Annotated in this window: 30 protein-coding genes; 1 reads left to right on the plus strand and 29 read right to left on the minus strand. The window is 65.5% G+C overall.

From position 1 onward, the window contains the following. Window positions 1–49 precede the first annotated feature (49 nt). The gene (locus tag C8D93_RS08620; RefSeq protein ID WP_110264743.1) at window positions 50–961 is read left to right on the plus strand and encodes a phospholipase A; all 912 of its coding nucleotides are present in this window, start codon (window positions 50–52) and stop codon (window positions 959–961) included. 66 nt (window positions 962–1027) lie between these two features. On the opposite strand, the gene rplQ is transcribed toward C8D93_RS08620, so the two are convergent. From rplQ to C8D93_RS08765, 29 genes are all read right to left on the minus strand, one after another. Beyond that, window positions 1028–1426: a 50S ribosomal protein L17 gene (rplQ, locus tag C8D93_RS08625; RefSeq protein WP_110264744.1), complete on the minus strand. Its 399-nt coding sequence runs from the start codon at window positions 1424–1426 to the stop codon at window positions 1028–1030. Between the two features lie 23 nt (window positions 1427–1449). Further along, window positions 1450–2430, minus strand: coding sequence for a DNA-directed RNA polymerase subunit alpha (locus tag C8D93_RS08630; RefSeq protein ID WP_110264745.1), 981 nt, complete (start codon window positions 2428–2430; stop codon window positions 1450–1452). Between the two features lie 106 nt (window positions 2431–2536). Then, window positions 2537–3157 carry a 30S ribosomal protein S4 gene (gene rpsD, locus C8D93_RS08635; RefSeq protein WP_110264746.1) on the minus strand — a complete coding sequence of 207 codons (621 nt, stop codon included), beginning with the start codon at window positions 3155–3157 and terminating at the stop codon, window positions 2537–2539. 15 nt (window positions 3158–3172) lie between these two features. Continuing rightward, window positions 3173–3571 (minus strand): 30S ribosomal protein S11, encoded by a 399-nt coding sequence (gene rpsK / locus C8D93_RS08640; RefSeq protein WP_110264747.1) that lies wholly within the window; start codon window positions 3569–3571, stop codon window positions 3173–3175. Window positions 3572–3595: 24 nt separating this feature from the next. Next, window positions 3596–3967: a 30S ribosomal protein S13 gene (rpsM, locus tag C8D93_RS08645; RefSeq protein WP_110264748.1), complete on the minus strand. Its 372-nt coding sequence runs from the start codon at window positions 3965–3967 to the stop codon at window positions 3596–3598. A gap of 208 nt (window positions 3968–4175) precedes the next feature. Next, complete coding sequence (gene rpmJ, locus C8D93_RS08650) at window positions 4176–4289, minus strand: 50S ribosomal protein L36 (RefSeq protein WP_110264749.1); 114 nt, start codon at window positions 4287–4289, stop codon at window positions 4176–4178. A 40-nt stretch (window positions 4290–4329) separates the two neighbouring features. Beyond that, window positions 4330–5673, minus strand: coding sequence for a preprotein translocase subunit SecY (gene secY / locus C8D93_RS08655; RefSeq protein ID WP_366515924.1), 1344 nt, complete (start codon window positions 5671–5673; stop codon window positions 4330–4332). Window positions 5674–5735: 62 nt separating this feature from the next. After that, window positions 5736–6170 (minus strand): 50S ribosomal protein L15, encoded by a 435-nt coding sequence (rplO, locus tag C8D93_RS08660; protein ID WP_110264750.1) that lies wholly within the window; start codon window positions 6168–6170, stop codon window positions 5736–5738. A 20-nt stretch (window positions 6171–6190) separates the two neighbouring features. Continuing rightward, entirely contained in the window at window positions 6191–6379 is a 189-nt protein-coding gene (gene rpmD, locus C8D93_RS08665; protein WP_110264751.1) for a 50S ribosomal protein L30, read from the minus strand. 18 nt (window positions 6380–6397) lie between these two features. Beyond that, complete coding sequence (gene rpsE / locus C8D93_RS08670; RefSeq protein ID WP_110264819.1) at window positions 6398–6901, minus strand: 30S ribosomal protein S5; 504 nt, start codon at window positions 6899–6901, stop codon at window positions 6398–6400. Window positions 6902–6916: 15 nt separating this feature from the next. Further along, window positions 6917–7273, minus strand: a complete 357-nt coding sequence (rplR, locus tag C8D93_RS08675; RefSeq protein WP_110264752.1) for a 50S ribosomal protein L18 — start codon at window positions 7271–7273, stop codon at window positions 6917–6919. 3 nt (window positions 7274–7276) lie between these two features. Next, window positions 7277–7807: a 50S ribosomal protein L6 gene (gene rplF, locus C8D93_RS08680; RefSeq protein ID WP_110264753.1), complete on the minus strand. Its 531-nt coding sequence runs from the start codon at window positions 7805–7807 to the stop codon at window positions 7277–7279. Window positions 7808–7820: 13 nt separating this feature from the next. Continuing rightward, window positions 7821–8216 (minus strand): 30S ribosomal protein S8, encoded by a 396-nt coding sequence (gene rpsH / locus C8D93_RS08685; RefSeq protein WP_110264754.1) that lies wholly within the window; start codon window positions 8214–8216, stop codon window positions 7821–7823. Window positions 8217–8240: 24 nt separating this feature from the next. Next, window positions 8241–8546, minus strand: coding sequence for a 30S ribosomal protein S14 (gene rpsN, locus C8D93_RS08690; RefSeq protein ID WP_110264755.1), 306 nt, complete (start codon window positions 8544–8546; stop codon window positions 8241–8243). A gap of 12 nt (window positions 8547–8558) precedes the next feature. Next, complete coding sequence (gene rplE, locus C8D93_RS08695) at window positions 8559–9098, minus strand: 50S ribosomal protein L5 (protein ID WP_110264756.1); 540 nt, start codon at window positions 9096–9098, stop codon at window positions 8559–8561. Window positions 9099–9109: 11 nt separating this feature from the next. Further along, window positions 9110–9436 carry a 50S ribosomal protein L24 gene (gene rplX, locus C8D93_RS08700; protein ID WP_110264757.1) on the minus strand — a complete coding sequence of 109 codons (327 nt, stop codon included), beginning with the start codon at window positions 9434–9436 and terminating at the stop codon, window positions 9110–9112. A 12-nt stretch (window positions 9437–9448) separates the two neighbouring features. Continuing rightward, window positions 9449–9814 (minus strand): 50S ribosomal protein L14, encoded by a 366-nt coding sequence (rplN, locus tag C8D93_RS08705; protein WP_110264758.1) that lies wholly within the window; start codon window positions 9812–9814, stop codon window positions 9449–9451. A gap of 3 nt (window positions 9815–9817) precedes the next feature. Then, window positions 9818–10123 carry a 30S ribosomal protein S17 gene (rpsQ, locus tag C8D93_RS08710; RefSeq protein ID WP_110264759.1) on the minus strand — a complete coding sequence of 102 codons (306 nt, stop codon included), beginning with the start codon at window positions 10121–10123 and terminating at the stop codon, window positions 9818–9820. After that, entirely contained in the window at window positions 10120–10338 is a 219-nt protein-coding gene (rpmC, locus tag C8D93_RS08715; protein ID WP_110264760.1) for a 50S ribosomal protein L29, read from the minus strand. Before rpmC ends, rpsQ begins: the two co-directional genes overlap by 4 nt. Next, window positions 10338–10751, minus strand: coding sequence for a 50S ribosomal protein L16 (rplP, locus tag C8D93_RS08720; RefSeq protein ID WP_110264761.1), 414 nt, complete (start codon window positions 10749–10751; stop codon window positions 10338–10340). Before rplP ends, rpmC begins: the two co-directional genes overlap by 1 nt. An 18-nt stretch (window positions 10752–10769) precedes the next feature. Beyond that, a complete protein-coding gene (rpsC, locus tag C8D93_RS08725) occupies window positions 10770–11456 on the minus strand; it encodes a 30S ribosomal protein S3 (protein WP_110264762.1) in 687 nt (228 codons plus the stop codon). Window positions 11457–11488: 32 nt separating this feature from the next. Then, the gene (gene rplV, locus C8D93_RS08730; protein WP_110264820.1) at window positions 11489–11824 is read right to left on the minus strand and encodes a 50S ribosomal protein L22; all 336 of its coding nucleotides are present in this window, start codon (window positions 11822–11824) and stop codon (window positions 11489–11491) included. 8 nt (window positions 11825–11832) lie between these two features. Continuing rightward, a complete protein-coding gene (rpsS, locus tag C8D93_RS08735; protein ID WP_110264763.1) occupies window positions 11833–12108 on the minus strand; it encodes a 30S ribosomal protein S19 in 276 nt (91 codons plus the stop codon). A 10-nt stretch (window positions 12109–12118) separates the two neighbouring features. After that, on the minus strand, window positions 12119–12952 hold the full coding sequence (gene rplB / locus C8D93_RS08740) for a 50S ribosomal protein L2 (protein ID WP_110264764.1): 834 nt from the start codon (window positions 12950–12952) through the stop codon (window positions 12119–12121). 12 nt (window positions 12953–12964) lie between these two features. Continuing rightward, window positions 12965–13282 carry a 50S ribosomal protein L23 gene (gene rplW, locus C8D93_RS08745; protein WP_110264765.1) on the minus strand — a complete coding sequence of 106 codons (318 nt, stop codon included), beginning with the start codon at window positions 13280–13282 and terminating at the stop codon, window positions 12965–12967. After that, window positions 13279–13884, minus strand: coding sequence for a 50S ribosomal protein L4 (gene rplD, locus C8D93_RS08750; protein ID WP_110264766.1), 606 nt, complete (start codon window positions 13882–13884; stop codon window positions 13279–13281). The genes rplW and rplD overlap by 4 nt, the downstream gene beginning before the upstream one ends. A 21-nt stretch (window positions 13885–13905) precedes the next feature. Then, the gene (rplC, locus tag C8D93_RS08755; protein ID WP_110264767.1) at window positions 13906–14544 is read right to left on the minus strand and encodes a 50S ribosomal protein L3; all 639 of its coding nucleotides are present in this window, start codon (window positions 14542–14544) and stop codon (window positions 13906–13908) included. A gap of 13 nt (window positions 14545–14557) precedes the next feature. After that, window positions 14558–14875, minus strand: coding sequence for a 30S ribosomal protein S10 (gene rpsJ / locus C8D93_RS08760; RefSeq protein WP_110264768.1), 318 nt, complete (start codon window positions 14873–14875; stop codon window positions 14558–14560). A gap of 82 nt (window positions 14876–14957) precedes the next feature. Further along, the coding region (locus C8D93_RS08765) for an EF-Tu C-terminal domain-related protein (RefSeq protein ID WP_479687875.1) at window positions 14958–15098 on the minus strand (141 nt) is incomplete at its 5' end.

Below are 15098 nucleotides of genomic sequence, written 5' to 3' on the forward strand. Positions count from 1 at the left end.
CGCCGACGCCGACTACAATGCGCCGCCGCTCCCCGCCGACCGACGCACCATGCGCCTGACCGTCCTGCTCCTGTGCCTGGGAGTTCTCCCGCGAACCCTGCACGCCGCCGACATCCTGGGCCCGGACGTGCCGCCGTCCGCCGAGCCGCCGGCGCCGTCGGGCGTGCCGATGGCGACACCGGAAGACAGCGCCCGCCAGGGCGGCCGCAACATCTTCGAGAACCTCGGCCGCAGCGACCGCTTCACGCTGGTCAGCGAAACCCCGGGACTGTCGTTCCACAAGCCGATCTACCTGCTGCCGCTGACCTGGTCGGACGATTTCCAGGGCGACGAGACCGAACTGATCTTCCAGATCAGCCTCAAGCAACGGCTGTTCAACCGCAACTTCTTCTTCGGCTACACGCAGAAATCGTTCTGGCAGGTCTACAACACAGATGACTCGCGGCCGTTCCGCGAAACCAACTACAACCCGGAGTTCTTCTACCGCTGGAAGCCCGAATGGCACAGCGCCCCCGGTCTCGGATTCGACGTCGGCATCGACCACGAGTCCAACGGCTCGGAACTGCCCGAGTCGCGCAGCTGGAACCGCCTTATCGGCGCGGCGTTCTACGAAACCGGCCGCCAGTTGCTGCACCTGCGGCTGTGGTACCGCCTGCCCGAGGACGACGACCGCGAGATCGACGATCCCAAGCGCGACGACAACCCCGACATCTACCGCTACTACGGCTACGGCGAACTGCGCTGGCAGCGGCGGCTGTTCGGCGAGTCCGGGCACTCGGCGGCCGTGATGCTGCGCGGCAATCCGTCGACCGGTTACGGCGCGGTGTCGGTGAACTACAGCGCCCCGTTCTCGGACTGGGCGTTCTGGAACCTTTCGATCTGGCACGGCTACGGCGAGAGCCTGATCGACTACGACCGCAGCACCACCCGGATCGGCCTCGGCTTCATGCTCGCGCGCTGAGCGGACGCCACAACGCAAACGGGCGCCCCGAGGCGCCCGTTTGCGTGTTCACAACCCTTCGCAGGCTCAGGCCGCTGCCGCTTCCTCGCCGCCCGCTGCCGTCGCCGCACCGCGGTCGATCAGCTCGACGTAGGCCATCGGCGCATCGTCGCCGGCGCGGAAACCGCAGCGCAGGATGCGCAGGTAGCCGCCCGGACGCGCCTTATAGCGCGGGCCCAGCTCGTTGAACAGCTTCTGCACGGCGTCGCGGTCGCGCAGACGTGCGAACGCCAAGCGACGGTTGTGCACCGAATCTTCCTTGGCGCGCGTGATCAGCGGCTCGGCGAAACGGCGCAGTTCCTTGGCCTTGGGCAGCGTGGTCTTGATCAGCTCGTGCTTGAGCAGGGCCACGGTGATGGCCTGCATCGTCGCCTTGCGGTGGGCGCTGGTACGGCCGAACGTGCGGCCTGCAATCTTGTGACGCATGACGTGTTTTCCTTAGCGGTGCGTCAGGCCGAGACCTTCGGCGACGACCAGTTGTCGAGCTTCATGCCGAGCTCAAGCTCGTGCGACTTGAGCGCTTCCTTGATCTCGTTGAGCGACTTCTTGCCGAGATTCGGGGTCTTCATCAGCTCCATCTCGGTGCGCTGCACCAGATCGCCGATGTAGTAGATATTCTCGGCCTTCAGGCAGTTGGCCGAGCGGACCGTGAGCTCGAGATCGTCGATCGGACGGAACAGGATCGGCGAGAGCTCCTTCTTGCCGGGCGCTGCGGCGGACTGCGCGGCCTCGGCCTCGAGGTCGACGAACACCGCCAGCTGGTCGCGCAGGATGCGCGCGGCGAGGCGCACGGCCTCGGCGGCGTCGACGCTACCGTTGGTGTCGACGTCGAGAATCAGCTTGTCGAGGTCGGTGCGCTGGGCGACGCGAGCGCGCTCGACGCTGTAGCTGACGCGACGAACCGGGCTGTACGAGGCATCGAGCTTGAGCACGCCAATGCCGCGGCCGTCCTCTTCACGGGTCGCGCTGGCAGCCGGCACGTAGCCGCGGCCGCGGGTGACCTTGAGCGAGATGTTGAGCTTGCCGCCGGTCAGATGGGCGATCTCGAGATCCGGGTTCACGATCTCGACGTCGTGGTCGAGCGCGATGTCGGCCGCGGTGACCACGCCCTTGCCGCTCTTCTCGAGCCGCAGCGTGGCTTCCTCGCGGGCGTTCAGGCGCACGGCGATGTTCTTGATGTTCAGCAGGATGTCGAGCACGTCTTCCTGGACGCCGTCGATCGCGCTGTACTCGTGGACCACCCCCTCGATCTGCACCTCGGTGATCGCGGCACCCGGGATCGACGACAGCAGGATGCGGCGCAGCGCATTGCCCAGCGTGTGGCCGAAGCCACGCTCCATCGGTTCGAGCGTGACGCGCGAGCGGTTCGCCGAAAGGGTTTCGACGTCGATCTGGCGCGGCTTGAGAAGATCGGCAATGACGTTCTGCATGAATAACCTCGCGTGAAGCGAATATTGCGTGTCCGGCGCAGTCGCGTTGACGGATCGTCAACGCGGCGACGGCAACGGCCGGGGTGCCGGCGGCACCCGTGGCCTCTTACTTCGAGTACAACTCGACGACGAGCTGCTCGTTGATGTCCGGCACGATCTGGTCGCGCGTCGGCACCGCCTTGAGCGTGCCCTTCAGACCCTTCTCGTCGACTTCCATCCAGTCCGGCAGGCCGACCTGGGAGGCGATCGACAGGGCCTCGGCGATGCGCGTCTGGCTGCGGGCAGCTTCGCGGACTTCGACGACGTCACCGACCTGCACCTGGTACGACGGGATGTTGACCGGCTTGCCGTTGACCAGGATGCCCTTGTGGCCGACCAGCTGACGGGCCTCGGCGCGGGTGCGCGAGAAGCCCATGCGGTAGACGACGTTGTCGAGGCGCGATTCCAGCAGCTGCAGCAGGATCAGGCCGGTCGAGCCCTTCTTCGAGGCGGCCTTCTTGTAGTAGTTGAGGAACTGGCGCTCGAGCACGCCGTACATCTGCTTGAGCTTCTGCTTCTCGCGCAGCTGCAGCGCGTAATCCGACAGGCGGGTCTTGGCGGCGCCGTGCTGACCCGGACGGGTCTCCATGTTGCACTTGCTGTCGATCGCGCGGGCGCGCGACTTGTGCAGCAGGTCGGTGCCGGCGCGGCGGGAAAGCTTGCACTTGGGGCCGATATAACGTGCCATTGTTCTGTCCTCGCCTTAGACGCGACGGCGCTTGGCCGGGCGGCAGCCGTTGTGCGGAATCGGCGTCACGTCGGTGATGCTGGTGACCTTGAAGCCGGCGTTGTTGAGCGCACGCACGGCCGACTCACGGCCGGGGCCCGGGCCCTTCACGCGCACTTCCACGCTGCGGACGCCATGCTCGGCGGCGGCCTGCGCGGCCTTGTCGGCGGCGACCTGGGCGGCGAACGGCGTCGACTTGCGCGATCCCTTGAATCCCGCGGCGCCGGCCGTGCTCCACGACAGCGTGTTGCCCTGCCGGTCGGTGATCATGATGATCGTGTTGTTGAAGGACGCATGAATATGCGCCACCGCGTCGGTGACGTTCTTCTTGACCTTCTTGCGCTTCGCCGTGGAGGCGGTGGACGGGCTTGCCATGTCTTGGGTCCGGAATCCTTGAACTTACGCTTTCTTCTTGCCGGCGATCGTCGCGCGGCGCGGGCCCTTGCGGGTACGGGCATTGGTACGGGTGCGCTGACCGCGCACCGGCAGGCCGCGGCGATGACGCTGGCCGCGGTAGCAGCCGAGGTCGATCAGGCGCTTGATGCTCATCGAGACTTCGCGACGCAGGTCGCCCTCGACGATGTAGCGGCCGACTTCGGTACGCAGCTGCTCGAGTTCACCCTCGGTCAGGCTGCGGATCTGCGTGGTCGGGTCCACCCCGGCGGCTGCGCAGATCTTCTTGGCGCGCGTCGCGCCGATACCGTAGATCGCGCGCAGTGCGATCACCGTGTGCTTGCGATCCGGGATGTTGACGCCCGCAATACGTGCCATTGTGCAGCCCTCGACTCAAAGTCGCGCGGAAAAGCCGCGCATTATAGTGAAACCGGGTGTAGCGTTCAATCGGTGCCGGCTCGGGCCAGCACTGTCCTTGCCGTCCCTGGCGCGGCGACGCGCCGCTGATCTGACCCCGGGGCGGCCATCCGTGGCCGCCCGTGATTCGCCGCGCGAGACCCCACCGGGGTCTCGCAAGCGCGGCGAATCACCCCTGCCGCTGCTTGTGGCGGGGGTCGGTGCACAGCACGCGCACGACGCCGTTGCGTCGCACGACCTTGCAGTTGCGGCACATCTTCTTGACGGAGGTACGAACTTTCATCGCTTTCGTCTCTTGAGGTAATCGGGCTGGCGCCGCCGCGTCAGCGGCCCGGCGTCGAGCCCAGCGTCTTCAGGTTGGCCTTCTTCAGCAGGCCTTCGTACTGGTGCGACATCAGGTGCGCCTGCAACTGCGCCATGAAGTCCATGACCACGACCACCGTGATCAGCAGCGAGGTGCCGCCGAAATAGAACGGGATGCTCGGCACGAACGAGCGCATGACCTCGGGGGCGAGGCACACCGCGAGGATGTAGATCGAGCCGATGACCGTCAGGCGCGTGAGCACCTGGTCGATGTAACGGGCGGTGTTCGCTCCGGGGCGCACGCCCGGGATGAACGCGCCGGACTTCTTCAGGTTGTCCGCGGTGTCGCGCGAATCGAACACCAGCGCCGTGTAGAAGAAGCAGAAGAACACGATCAGCAGGCCGTACAGCAGCGTGTACAGCGGCTGCCCAGGCGCCAGCGCGTTGGAGATGCGCTGCAGCACGCCGCCCGAGCCCTCGTCGCCGAAGAACTGCACCAGCGAAGCCGGGAACAGGATCAGCGACGACGCGAAGATCGGCGGAATCACGCCGGACATGTTGATCTTCAGCGGCAGATGCTGCGTCTGCGCGGCGAAAACCTTGCGCCCCTGCTGCCGCCGTGCGTGATGCACGGGGATGCGGCGCTGGGCACGCTCGACGTAGACCACGCCCCAGGTCACGAGGACCACGAGCGCCAGCACCACCATCACCGTGAAGGCACTCAGCGAACCCTCGCTGACCAGCTCGGTGGTCGAGGCCATCGCCCGCGGGAAACCGGCGACGATGCCCGCGAAGATGATCATCGAGATGCCGTTGCCGATGCCGCGCTCGGTGATCTGCTCGCCGAGCCACATCAGGAACATGGTGCCGGTGACCAGGCTGACGGTCGCCGTGAAGATGAACGCGAAGCCCGGCGAGATCGCGATGCCCGATCGCTGCAGCGCCAGCGCCGCACCGAAGGACTGGAAGATCGCCAGTACCAGCGTGCCGTAGCGCGTGTACTTGGTGATCTGCCGACGGCCGGACTCGCCTTCCTTCTTCAGCTCCTTGAGCTGTGGAACGACGGCGGTCATCAGCTGCACGATGATGCTGGCCGAGATGTACGGCATCACGCCGAGCGCGAAGATCGACAGGCGCTCGAGCGCACCACCCGAGAACATGTTGAACATGTCCAGGATCGTGCCCCGGCTCTGCCCGAACAGCTGCGCGAGCTGCTCGGGGTCGATGCCCGGCACCGGAATGAAGCTGCCGATCCGGAACACGATGATGGCGCCCAGCAGGAACAGCAGGCGATCCTTCACCTCACCGATCTTGCTGAGATCCGGCATCATCGAGCCGGAAGGCATTCCTGCGGTCTTGGCCATGCTTGCTCTGGTCTAGCGCTTTCGCTGCGGCGGGCCTTGCGGGGCCGCCTGCCTGCGTCCTTTTACTCTTCGATCGTGCCGCCGGCGGCCGCGATCGCCTCGCGCGCGCCCTTGGTCGCGAGCACGCCCTTGAGCGTGAGCTTGCGCGTCAGTTCGCCCGACTTGATCACCTTGGCGGTCAGCACGTTGGCGCCGACCACACCTTCGGCCTTCAGCGTCGACAGGTCGATCGTGTCGGCCTTCATCTTCTGCAGCTCGGACAGCCGCACTTCGGCGGTCAGCGCCTTGATCGGCGACTTGAAGCCGCGCTTCGGCAGGCGCCGCTGGATCGGCATCTGGCCGCCTTCGAAGCCCAGCTTGTTGTAGCCGCCCTTGCGGGCGTGCTGACCCTTGTGGCCGCGACCCGCGGTCTTTCCCAGGCCCGAGCCGATGCCGCGAGCGACGCGCGTACGCGCCTTCTTTGCACCCTTGGCCGGCTTGATCGTGTTCAGTTTCATCGCATCGATTCCCGAAGAGCTCAGAGCTCTTCAATCTTGAGCAGGTACGAGGCCTTGCGGACCATACCCATGTTCTCGGGCGTGGCCGCGACGACGACGCTCTGGTTCATGCGCCGCAGCCCCAGGCCGTGCACGCAGGCCTGATGGTTCTTCAGCTTCTTGGCGAGGCTGCGCACCAGGGTGATCTTGATCTGCTTGGTCTCGGACATCTGCCAGTTTCCTAACGATTAGCCCAGGATCTCTTCGAGCGTCTTGCCGCGCTTGGCGGCGACCTCGGACGGCAGGCTCATCTGGGTGAGCGCGTTCATCGTGGCGCGCACCAGGTTGATCGGGTTACGCGAACCGAACGACTTGGCGAGGATGTTCTGCACGCCGGCCACTTCGAACACCGCGCGCATCGCACCGCCGGCGATCACGCCGGTACCTTCCGAAGCCGGGCGCAGGAACACCTTCGACGCGCCGTGGATGCCCCAGATCTCGTGCTGCACCGTCAGGCCCTTGAGGGGCACGCTGACCATGCTCTTGCGCGCCTGCTCCATCGCCTTGGCGATCGCGGCCGGCACTTCGCGCGCCTTGCCGTAGCCGAAGCCGACGCGGCCGGCACCGTCGCCGACGACCGTCAGCGCGGTGAAGGCGAACTGCTTGCCGCCCTTGACCGTCTTGGACACGCGGTTGACGGTGACCAGCTTCTCCTTCAGCTCGTTGCCGGACTGCCCGTCGTCGTAGTTCATCTGGTTTGCCATGTCTTAAAACTCCAGGCCGGCTTCGCGCGCGGCGTCGGCCAGCGCCTTGACGCGGCCGTGAAACTTGAAGCCGCCGCGATCGAACGCGACCTTGCTGACGCCCTTGGCCTTGGCGCGCTCGGCGATCGCGGCGCCGATCTTCTTGGCGGCCTCGACGTTGCCGGGGCTCGACAGCCCCGAGATCAGATCCTTCTCCGCGGTCGACGCGGCAGCGATCGTCAGCCCGGCATCGGGGCTGATGATCTGCGCGTAGATATGGCGCGGCGTGCGGTGCACTGCCAGGCGATGCATGCCGAGTTCGCGGATGTGCGCGCGCGTGCGGCGGGCGCGGCGCAGTCGGCTGGTGTTCTTGTCTTTCATGGCTTACTTCTTCTTCGCTTCCTTGAGCACGACCTTCTCGGTCGAGTAACGCACGCCCTTGCCCTTGTACGGTTCAGGCGGACGGAAGCGGCGGATATCGGAGGCAACCTGACCGACCATCTTCTTGTCCGCGCCCTTGACCACGATCTCGGTCTGGCTCGGCGTTTCCACCGTGATGCCGTCCGGGATCGGGTACTCGATCGGGTGCGAGAAGCCGAGGCTGAGATTGAGCTTCTTGCCCTGGGTGGCGGCGCGATAGCCGACGCCGACCAGGTTGAGCTTCAGCTCGTAACCCTTGGACACGCCGATCACGGCGTTGCTCAGGATGGCCCGCGCCGTACCCGAAGCCATCGGGTTGGCCTTCACCGAGTCGGCATTGATCGTGGCGACGTTGCCGTCGACGTCGATCTTGACCGCAGGCGGGATGACCACGGTCAGCGACGCCTTGGCGCCCTTCACGGTGACCTGGCCGTCGCTGGAGCTGATCTGCACACCGGCCGGCAGCGGAACCGGCATCTTTGCTACGCGGGACATCTTCAGTCTCTCCTTAGGCCACGATGCACAGGACTTCGCCGCCCTGGCCGGCCTCGCGTGCGCGGCGGTCGCTGACCACGCCGCTCGGCGTGGACACGATCGCGACGCCCAGGCCGCCCAGCACCTTCGGCAGTTCGTCCTTGCCCTTGTATACACGCAGCGACGGACGCGACACGCGCTCGATACGCTCGATCACCGGCTTGCCCTCGAAGTACTTCAGGCCCACCGTCAGCGTCTTCTTGGCACCGTCGGCCACGACGTTGAACTCGGCGATGTAGCCCTCGTCCTTCAGCACTGCGGCGATCGCCTCCTTCACCTTCGACGAAGGGACGGCGATCTGCTTCTTGCGCGCCTGCTGACCATTGCGGATGCGGGTCAGAAAGTCGGCGATCGGATCAGTCATGCTCATTTCGCTAAACCCCAGTAGTCCTTGTCACCAGCTCGCCTTCTTGAGGCCCGGGATCTCGCCCTTCATCGCAGCTTCGCGCAGCTTGTTGCGGCCGAGCTTGAACTTGCGGTACACGCCACGCGGGCGGCCGGTCAGCTCGCAACGCGTGCGCTGACGCGCCTTGCTGGAATCGCGCGGCATCTTCTGCAGCGCCACCACCGCCACCTCCTTCTCGTCCGGCGTCGCCGTCGTGCTGGAGATGATGGTCTTGAGCTTCTCGCGCTTGGCGGCGAACCGCTTGGCGAGGCGGGCGCGCTTGACTTCGCGCTCGATCATGCTGGTCTTGGCCATGGTCTTACTGGCTCACTTGCGGAACGGGAAGTTGAAGGCCTCGAGCAGGGCCTGGCCCTGTTCGTCGGTCTTCGCCGTCGTGGTGATCGTGATGTTCATGCCGCGCAGCGCATCGACCTTGTCGTAGTCGATTTCCGGGAAGATGATCTGCTCGGTCACACCGAAGTTGAAGTTGCCGCGGCCGTCGAAGCCACGCGCCGGGATGCCGCGGAAGTCGCGGATACGCGGCAGCGCGACCATGATCAGGCGCTCGAGGAACTCGTACATGCGCTCGCGGCGCAGCGTGACCTTCACGCCCACGGGATAGTTCTCGCGGATCTTGAAGCCGGCCACGGCGATGCGCGACTTGGTCACCACCGGCTTCTGGCCGGCGATGGCCGTCATGTCGGCCACGGCGTGCTCGATGACCTTGCGGTCGGTCGTCGCCTCGCCCACGCCCATGTTGAGCGTGATCTTGGAGATGCGCGGCACCTCCATCGGCGAAACCCCGAGCTTCTTGCCCAGATCGGTCGCGATCTTCTCGCGGTACAGTGTCTGCAGGTTGGCTGTCATCGTCGACTACCTCAGCCGTCCACCAGTTCCTGGTTGGACTTGAATACACGCACCTTGCGGCGCTTCTCGCCTTCGCCCTCGACCTTGAAGCCGACGCGATCGCCCTTGCCCGCCTTGGCGTTCCAGACCATCACGTTGGAGGCCTGGATCGGCATCTCCTTCTCCACGATGCCGCCGGCGATGCCGGCGTTCGGGTTCGGACGCTGGTGCTTCTTGGCGACGTTGATGCCCTCGACCAGCAGCGTGCCGTCGGCACGCACCTGCGACACCGTTCCACGGCGGCCCTTGTCGCGGCCGGTGATGACGACGATCTCGTCGCCCTTGCGAATCTTGTTCATGCGATGCGCCCCTTACAGGACTTCCGGCGCCAGCGACACGATCTTCATGAAGCGGTCGCGCAGCTCGCGCGTGACCGGTCCGAAGATGCGCGTCCCCAGCGGCTCGAGTTTGCTCGACACCAGCACCGCGGCGTTGGTGTCGAAGCGGATGACCGAACCGTCGGCCCGCTTGATCGGGAACTTGGTGCGCACGACGACGGCGTCGTGGACCTCGCCCTTCTTGACCTTGCCGCGCGGAATGGCTTCCTTGACCGTGACCTTGATCAGGTCACCGACGCCGGCATAGCGCCGGTAGGTGGAGCCCTTGACCTGGATCACCTGGACCAGGCGCGCGCCGCTGTTGTCCGCGGCAACGAGAAACGATTCCTGCTGGATCATGGCTCAGCCTCCGGCCTGCGCCTGCTGCAGCGCACTGGCGCGCTGCAGGATCTCGACCAGGCGGAAATGCTTGGTCGCCGACAGCGGACGGGACTGGACGATGGCCACGAGGTCGCCCTCGTTGCACTCGTTGTTCTCGTCGTGCGCGCGCAGCTTGGTGGAGCGGCGCAGCATCTTGCCGTAGACCGGATGCCGCTCGCTGCGCTCGACGAGCACGGTAATGGTCTTGTCAGCCTTGTTGCTGACGACCTTGCCGACGATGCGGCGCTTGGCCGCTGCTGCGGCCTCAACCTGGGACTGTTCGCTCATGACGCTTGCACCGATTGCTTGGCCTGCTGTGCGACCACCGTCTTCAGACGCGCGATCTTCTTGCGCACTTCACGCGCCAGGTGGGTCTTTCCGCCCTGCCCGGTGGCGAGCTGCATGCGCAGGTTGAACTGCTCCTTGCGCAGCGCCTCGAGCTCGCTGCCGAGTTCGGCGGCGGACTTGCCGAGGAGGGACTTCACGTACTCTTGCGTTTTCATCACATGATCGTCCGGTTGACGAACGCGGTCTTCACCGGCAGCTTCGCGGCGGCCAGCCGGAACGCCTCGCGCGCGGTGGTCTCGTCCACGCCTTCCATCTCGTACAGCACCTTGCCGGGCTGCACCTTGGCAACCCAGTACTCGACGTTGCCCTTGCCCGAGCCCATGCGGACTTCGAGAGGCTTCTTGGTCACCGGAACGTCCGGGAAGATGCGGATCCAGACCTTGCCGCCGCGCTTGATGTAGCGCGTGATGACGCGGCGCGCGGCCTCGATCTGGCGCGCAGTGATGCGGCCGTGCTCGGAGGTCTTCAGGCCCCACTCGCCGAAGCTGACCTTGTTGCCGGTCAGCGCCAGGCCGGTGTTGGTGCCTTTGCGTTGCTTGCGGAATTTTGTGCGCTTGGGCTGCAACATGACGGTTGTCTCTCGTTTTTAGGCGGCCGCGGCTTCGCCGGCCTCGGCGCGGTCCTGGCGACGGTCGGCCTCGAACACCTCGCCGGTGAACACCCAGACCTTCACGCCGATGACGCCGTAGGTGGTCTTGGCCTCGCCCACCGCGTAGTCGACGTGCGCGCGCAGCGTGTGCAGCGGCACGCGGCCTTCGCGATACCATTCGGTGCGCGCGATCTCGGCGCCGTTGAGGCGGCCGCTGACCTGGATCTTGATGCCGCCGGCGCCCAGGCGCATCGCGTTCTGCACGGCGCGCTTCATCGCGCGGCGGAACATGATGCGGCGCTCAAGCTGCTGCGCCACCGAATCGGCGATCAGCTTGGCGTCGAGCTCCGGCTTGCGGATTTCCTCGACCGACAGGTGCACCGACTCCGCCTTGAGGCCGATGATCTTGGCGACCTCCTGCTTGAGCTTCTCGATGTCCTCGCCCTTCTTGCCGATGACGATGCCGGGACGCGCGGTGTGGATGGTCACGCGTGCCGACTTCGCCGGACGGTCGATCTGGATGCGGGACACCGACGCCTGAGCGAGCTTCTTCTTCAGAAACTCGCGGGCAACCATGTCCTTGAGCAGCGTTTCGCCGTAGGCGCTGCGCTCGGCATACCAGTTGGACGTCCACTTCGTCGTGATGCCGAGGCGGAAACCATTCGGATTGACTTTATGACCCATGAGCGATCTCTTGGCTTATCTCGCGCCGACGGCTACTGGCCGTCCGACACCCGGACGGTGATGTGGGCAGTGGGCTTGAGGATGCGATCGGCACGCCCCTTGGCGCGCGGCATGATGCGCTTGAGCACCGGCCCCTGGTCGATGAAGATCTCGTTGACCTTGAGTTCGTCCACGTCGGCGCCGTGATTGTTCTCGGCGTTGGCGATCGCGGACTCGAGCACCTTGCGGATGAGCTTGGCCGGCTTGCGGGTCGAGAACTTGAGGATGTTCAGGGCCTCGTCGACCTTCTTGCCGCGGACGAGGTCCGCGACCGGCCGCGCCTTCTTGGGCGACAGGCGAACGAACTTGAGAACGGCTTGCGTCTGCATGGCGGCGCTCACTTCTTCGTGGCTTTGTCGGCCGCGTGACCCTTGAAGGTCCGCGTCGGCGCGAACTCGCCGAGCTTGTGGCCGACCATGTTGTCGGTGATGAACACCGGCATGTGCTGCTTGCCGTTGTGCACCTGGATCGTCAGCCCGACGAAATCCGGCGTGATCATCGAGCGGCGCGACCAGGTCTTGATCGGACGCTTGACGCGCTGCGACGTCATATCGCCCACCTTCTTGGCGAGATGATGGTCGACGAACGGGCCCTTCTTGACGGAACGCGGCATGGCCTAGTCCTTACTTCTTCGAATGACGAGAGCGCACGATGAACTGCTGGGTGCGCTTGTTGCTGCGGGTCTTCATACCCTTGGTCTGCTGACCCCACGGCGTGACCGGATGCGGGTTGCCCTGACCGGACTTGCCCTCGCCGCCGCCGTGCGGATGGTCGACCGGGTTCATGACGACGCCGCGGACCGTCGGGCGGATGCCCTTCCAGCGCTTGGCGCCGGCCTTGCCGTACTGGCGCAGGTTGTGCTCGTGGTTGCTGACCTCGCCGATCGCGGCGCGGCAGGTCGACAGCACCTTGCGCATCTCGCCCGAACGCAGGCGGATCGTCACGTACTCACCCTCGCGGGCGACCAGCTGCACGGCGGCGCCGGCGCTGCGCGCGATCTGCGCACCCTTGCCCGGGCGCAGCTCGATGCAGTGGATCGTCGAACCGACCGGGATATTGCGCAGCGGCAGCACGTTGCCCGGCTTGATCGGCGCATCGAAGCCCGACTGCACGGCATCGCCTTCGGCAATGCCACGCGGCGCGATGATGTAGCGGCGCTCGCCGTCGGCGTAGCACAGCAGCGCCAGGTGCGCGGAACGGTTCGGATCGTACTCGACGCGCTCGACCCTGGCCGGCACGCCGTCCTTGTTACGCTTGAAATCGACGATGCGATAGTGGTGCTTGTGACCGCCGCCCTTGTGGCGGGTGGTCATGTGGCCGTTGTTGTTGCGGCCACCGGTGCTCGACTGCTTCTCGAGCAGCGGCGCGTACGGCTCGCCCTTCCACAGACCCTTCGTCACGACCCGCACCTGATGGCGCGTGCCGGCGGACGTGGGCTTCATCTTGACCAGTGCCATGAGTCGATCCCCTTAGTTCACGCCACCGGCCAGGAAGTCGATTTCCTGCCCTTCGGCCAGCGTGACATAGGCCTTCTTCCAGTCGGAGCGGCGGCCCTCGAAACGGCCGAAACGCTTGTTCTTGCCCTTGACCACGAGGGTGCGCACGCCGTCGACCTTGACGTTGAACAGCTTCTCGACGGCCTGCTTGATCTCCGGCTTGCCGGCATCGCTGGCCACCTTGAACACGGCGGTGTTGGCCTTCTCGGCCACGCGCGTGCTCTTTTCCGAGATCACCGGCCCGAGGATCACCTGGTGCAGGCGATCGGTGGCAGTCTTGTACTTGCTCATTGCAGCCACGCCTCCAGCTTCTTGACCGCGTCCGCCGTCATCAGCACCTTCTGGTGGCTGAGCAGCGTGAGCGGATTGATCGCCTCCACATCGCAGACGGCGACGTGCGGGATGTTGCGCGCGGACAGGAACAGGTTCTTGTCGAGCTCGCCGGTGACGATGAGGATGTCCGGCGCCGACATCGCCTTGAGACGGTCGGTCAGGCCCTTGGTCCTGGCGGCGTCGACGGTGAAGGTCTCGGCGACGATCAGGTGGCCCTGACGGGTCAGCTCGGCGACGATCGAGCGGATGGCGCCGCGATACATCTTGCGGTTGACCTTCTGCGAGAAGTCACGCGGCACGGCGGCGAACGTCTTGCCGCCGCCACGCCACAGGGGCGAGCGGATCGAGCCGGCACGGGCGCGGCCCGTACCCTTCTGCTTCCAGGGCTTCTTGCCGCCGCCGGAAACCATGGCCTTGCTCTTCTGCGCCTTGGTGCCCGCGCGCGCGCCGTTCATGTACGCCGTCACCACCTGATGAATCAGGGGTTCGTTGTACGCGGCGCCGAAAATCGCGTCGGAGACGTTGAGCTTGGCAGTGCTGTCGTGTAGTTGAAGTTCCATTGCCGTTTTTCCCCGGTAGCCTTAAGACTTCACCGTGGGGCGCACGATGACATCGCCATTCGTCGCGCCCGGCACAGCCCCCTTGACCAGCAGGAGGTTGCGTTCTGCATCGATCTTGACCAGGTCAAGATTCAGTGCCGTCACACGGTCTGCACCCATGTGCCCGGACATCTTCTTGCCCTTGAACACGCGGCCCGGACTCTGGCGCTGACCGATGGAGCCCGGCGCGCGATGCGACAGCGAGTTGCCGTGCGTCGCACGACCACCGCCGAAGCCCCAGCGCTTGACGACGCCGGCATAGCCCTTGCCCTTGGAGACGCCGGTCACGTCCACGGCCTTGACGCCGTCGAACACCTCGACCTTGATCTCCGAGCCGGTCTGCAGGTCCGCACCCTCGTTGTCGTCGAGGCGAATTTCCCACAGTCCGCGACCGGCGGCGACGCCGGCCTTCTTGTAATGCCCAGCCTCGGCCTTGGACAGGCGGCTGGCCTTCTGCTCGCCTACCGCCACCTGCACGGCGCGGTAGCCGTCGCTTTCCACGGTCTTGACCTGAGTGACGCGGTTGGGCGTGCACTCGATCACCGTCACCGGAATGGCTGCACCGGCATCGGTGAAGATGCGGGTCATGCCGGCCTTGCGGCCCACGATTGCGATCGTCATGTCCCGTTCTCCCTTAGTTCAGCGAGATCTGGACTTCGACGCCCGCAGGCAGGTCCAGCTTGGAGAGCGCGTCCACGGTCTTTTCCGTGGGATCGACGATCTGCATGAGCCGCTTGTGCGTGCGGATTTCGTACTGGTCGCGCGCGTCCTTGTCGACGTGCGGCGACACCAGAACGGTGAAGCGTTCCTTGCGGGTGGGCAGCGGGATGGGCCCGCGCACGACGGCACCGGTGCGCTTCGCGGTCTCGACGATTTCCCGGGCCGACTTGTCAATCAGTCGGTGGTCGAACGCCTTGAGCCGGATGCGGATAGATTGGCTTGTCGCGGCCATGCTGTGTCTTCCGGATTAAAGAGCGTGGAACAAAAGGGGCGCGAATTCTATTCGCGCCCCTGCGAAAAGTAAAGGCTGAAAATCAGGCGAGAATCTTGGTGACGACGCCGGCGCCGACGGTGCGGCCGCCCTCGCGGATGGCGAAGCGTACGCCTTCTTCCATCGCGATCGGGCTGATCAGCTCCACCGTCATCTGCACGTTGTCGCCAGGCATCACCATCTC

The organism is Sinimarinibacterium flocculans, from assembly GCF_003201205.1.
GTDB classification, from domain to species: domain Bacteria; phylum Pseudomonadota; class Gammaproteobacteria; order Nevskiales; family Nevskiaceae; genus Solimonas; species Solimonas flocculans.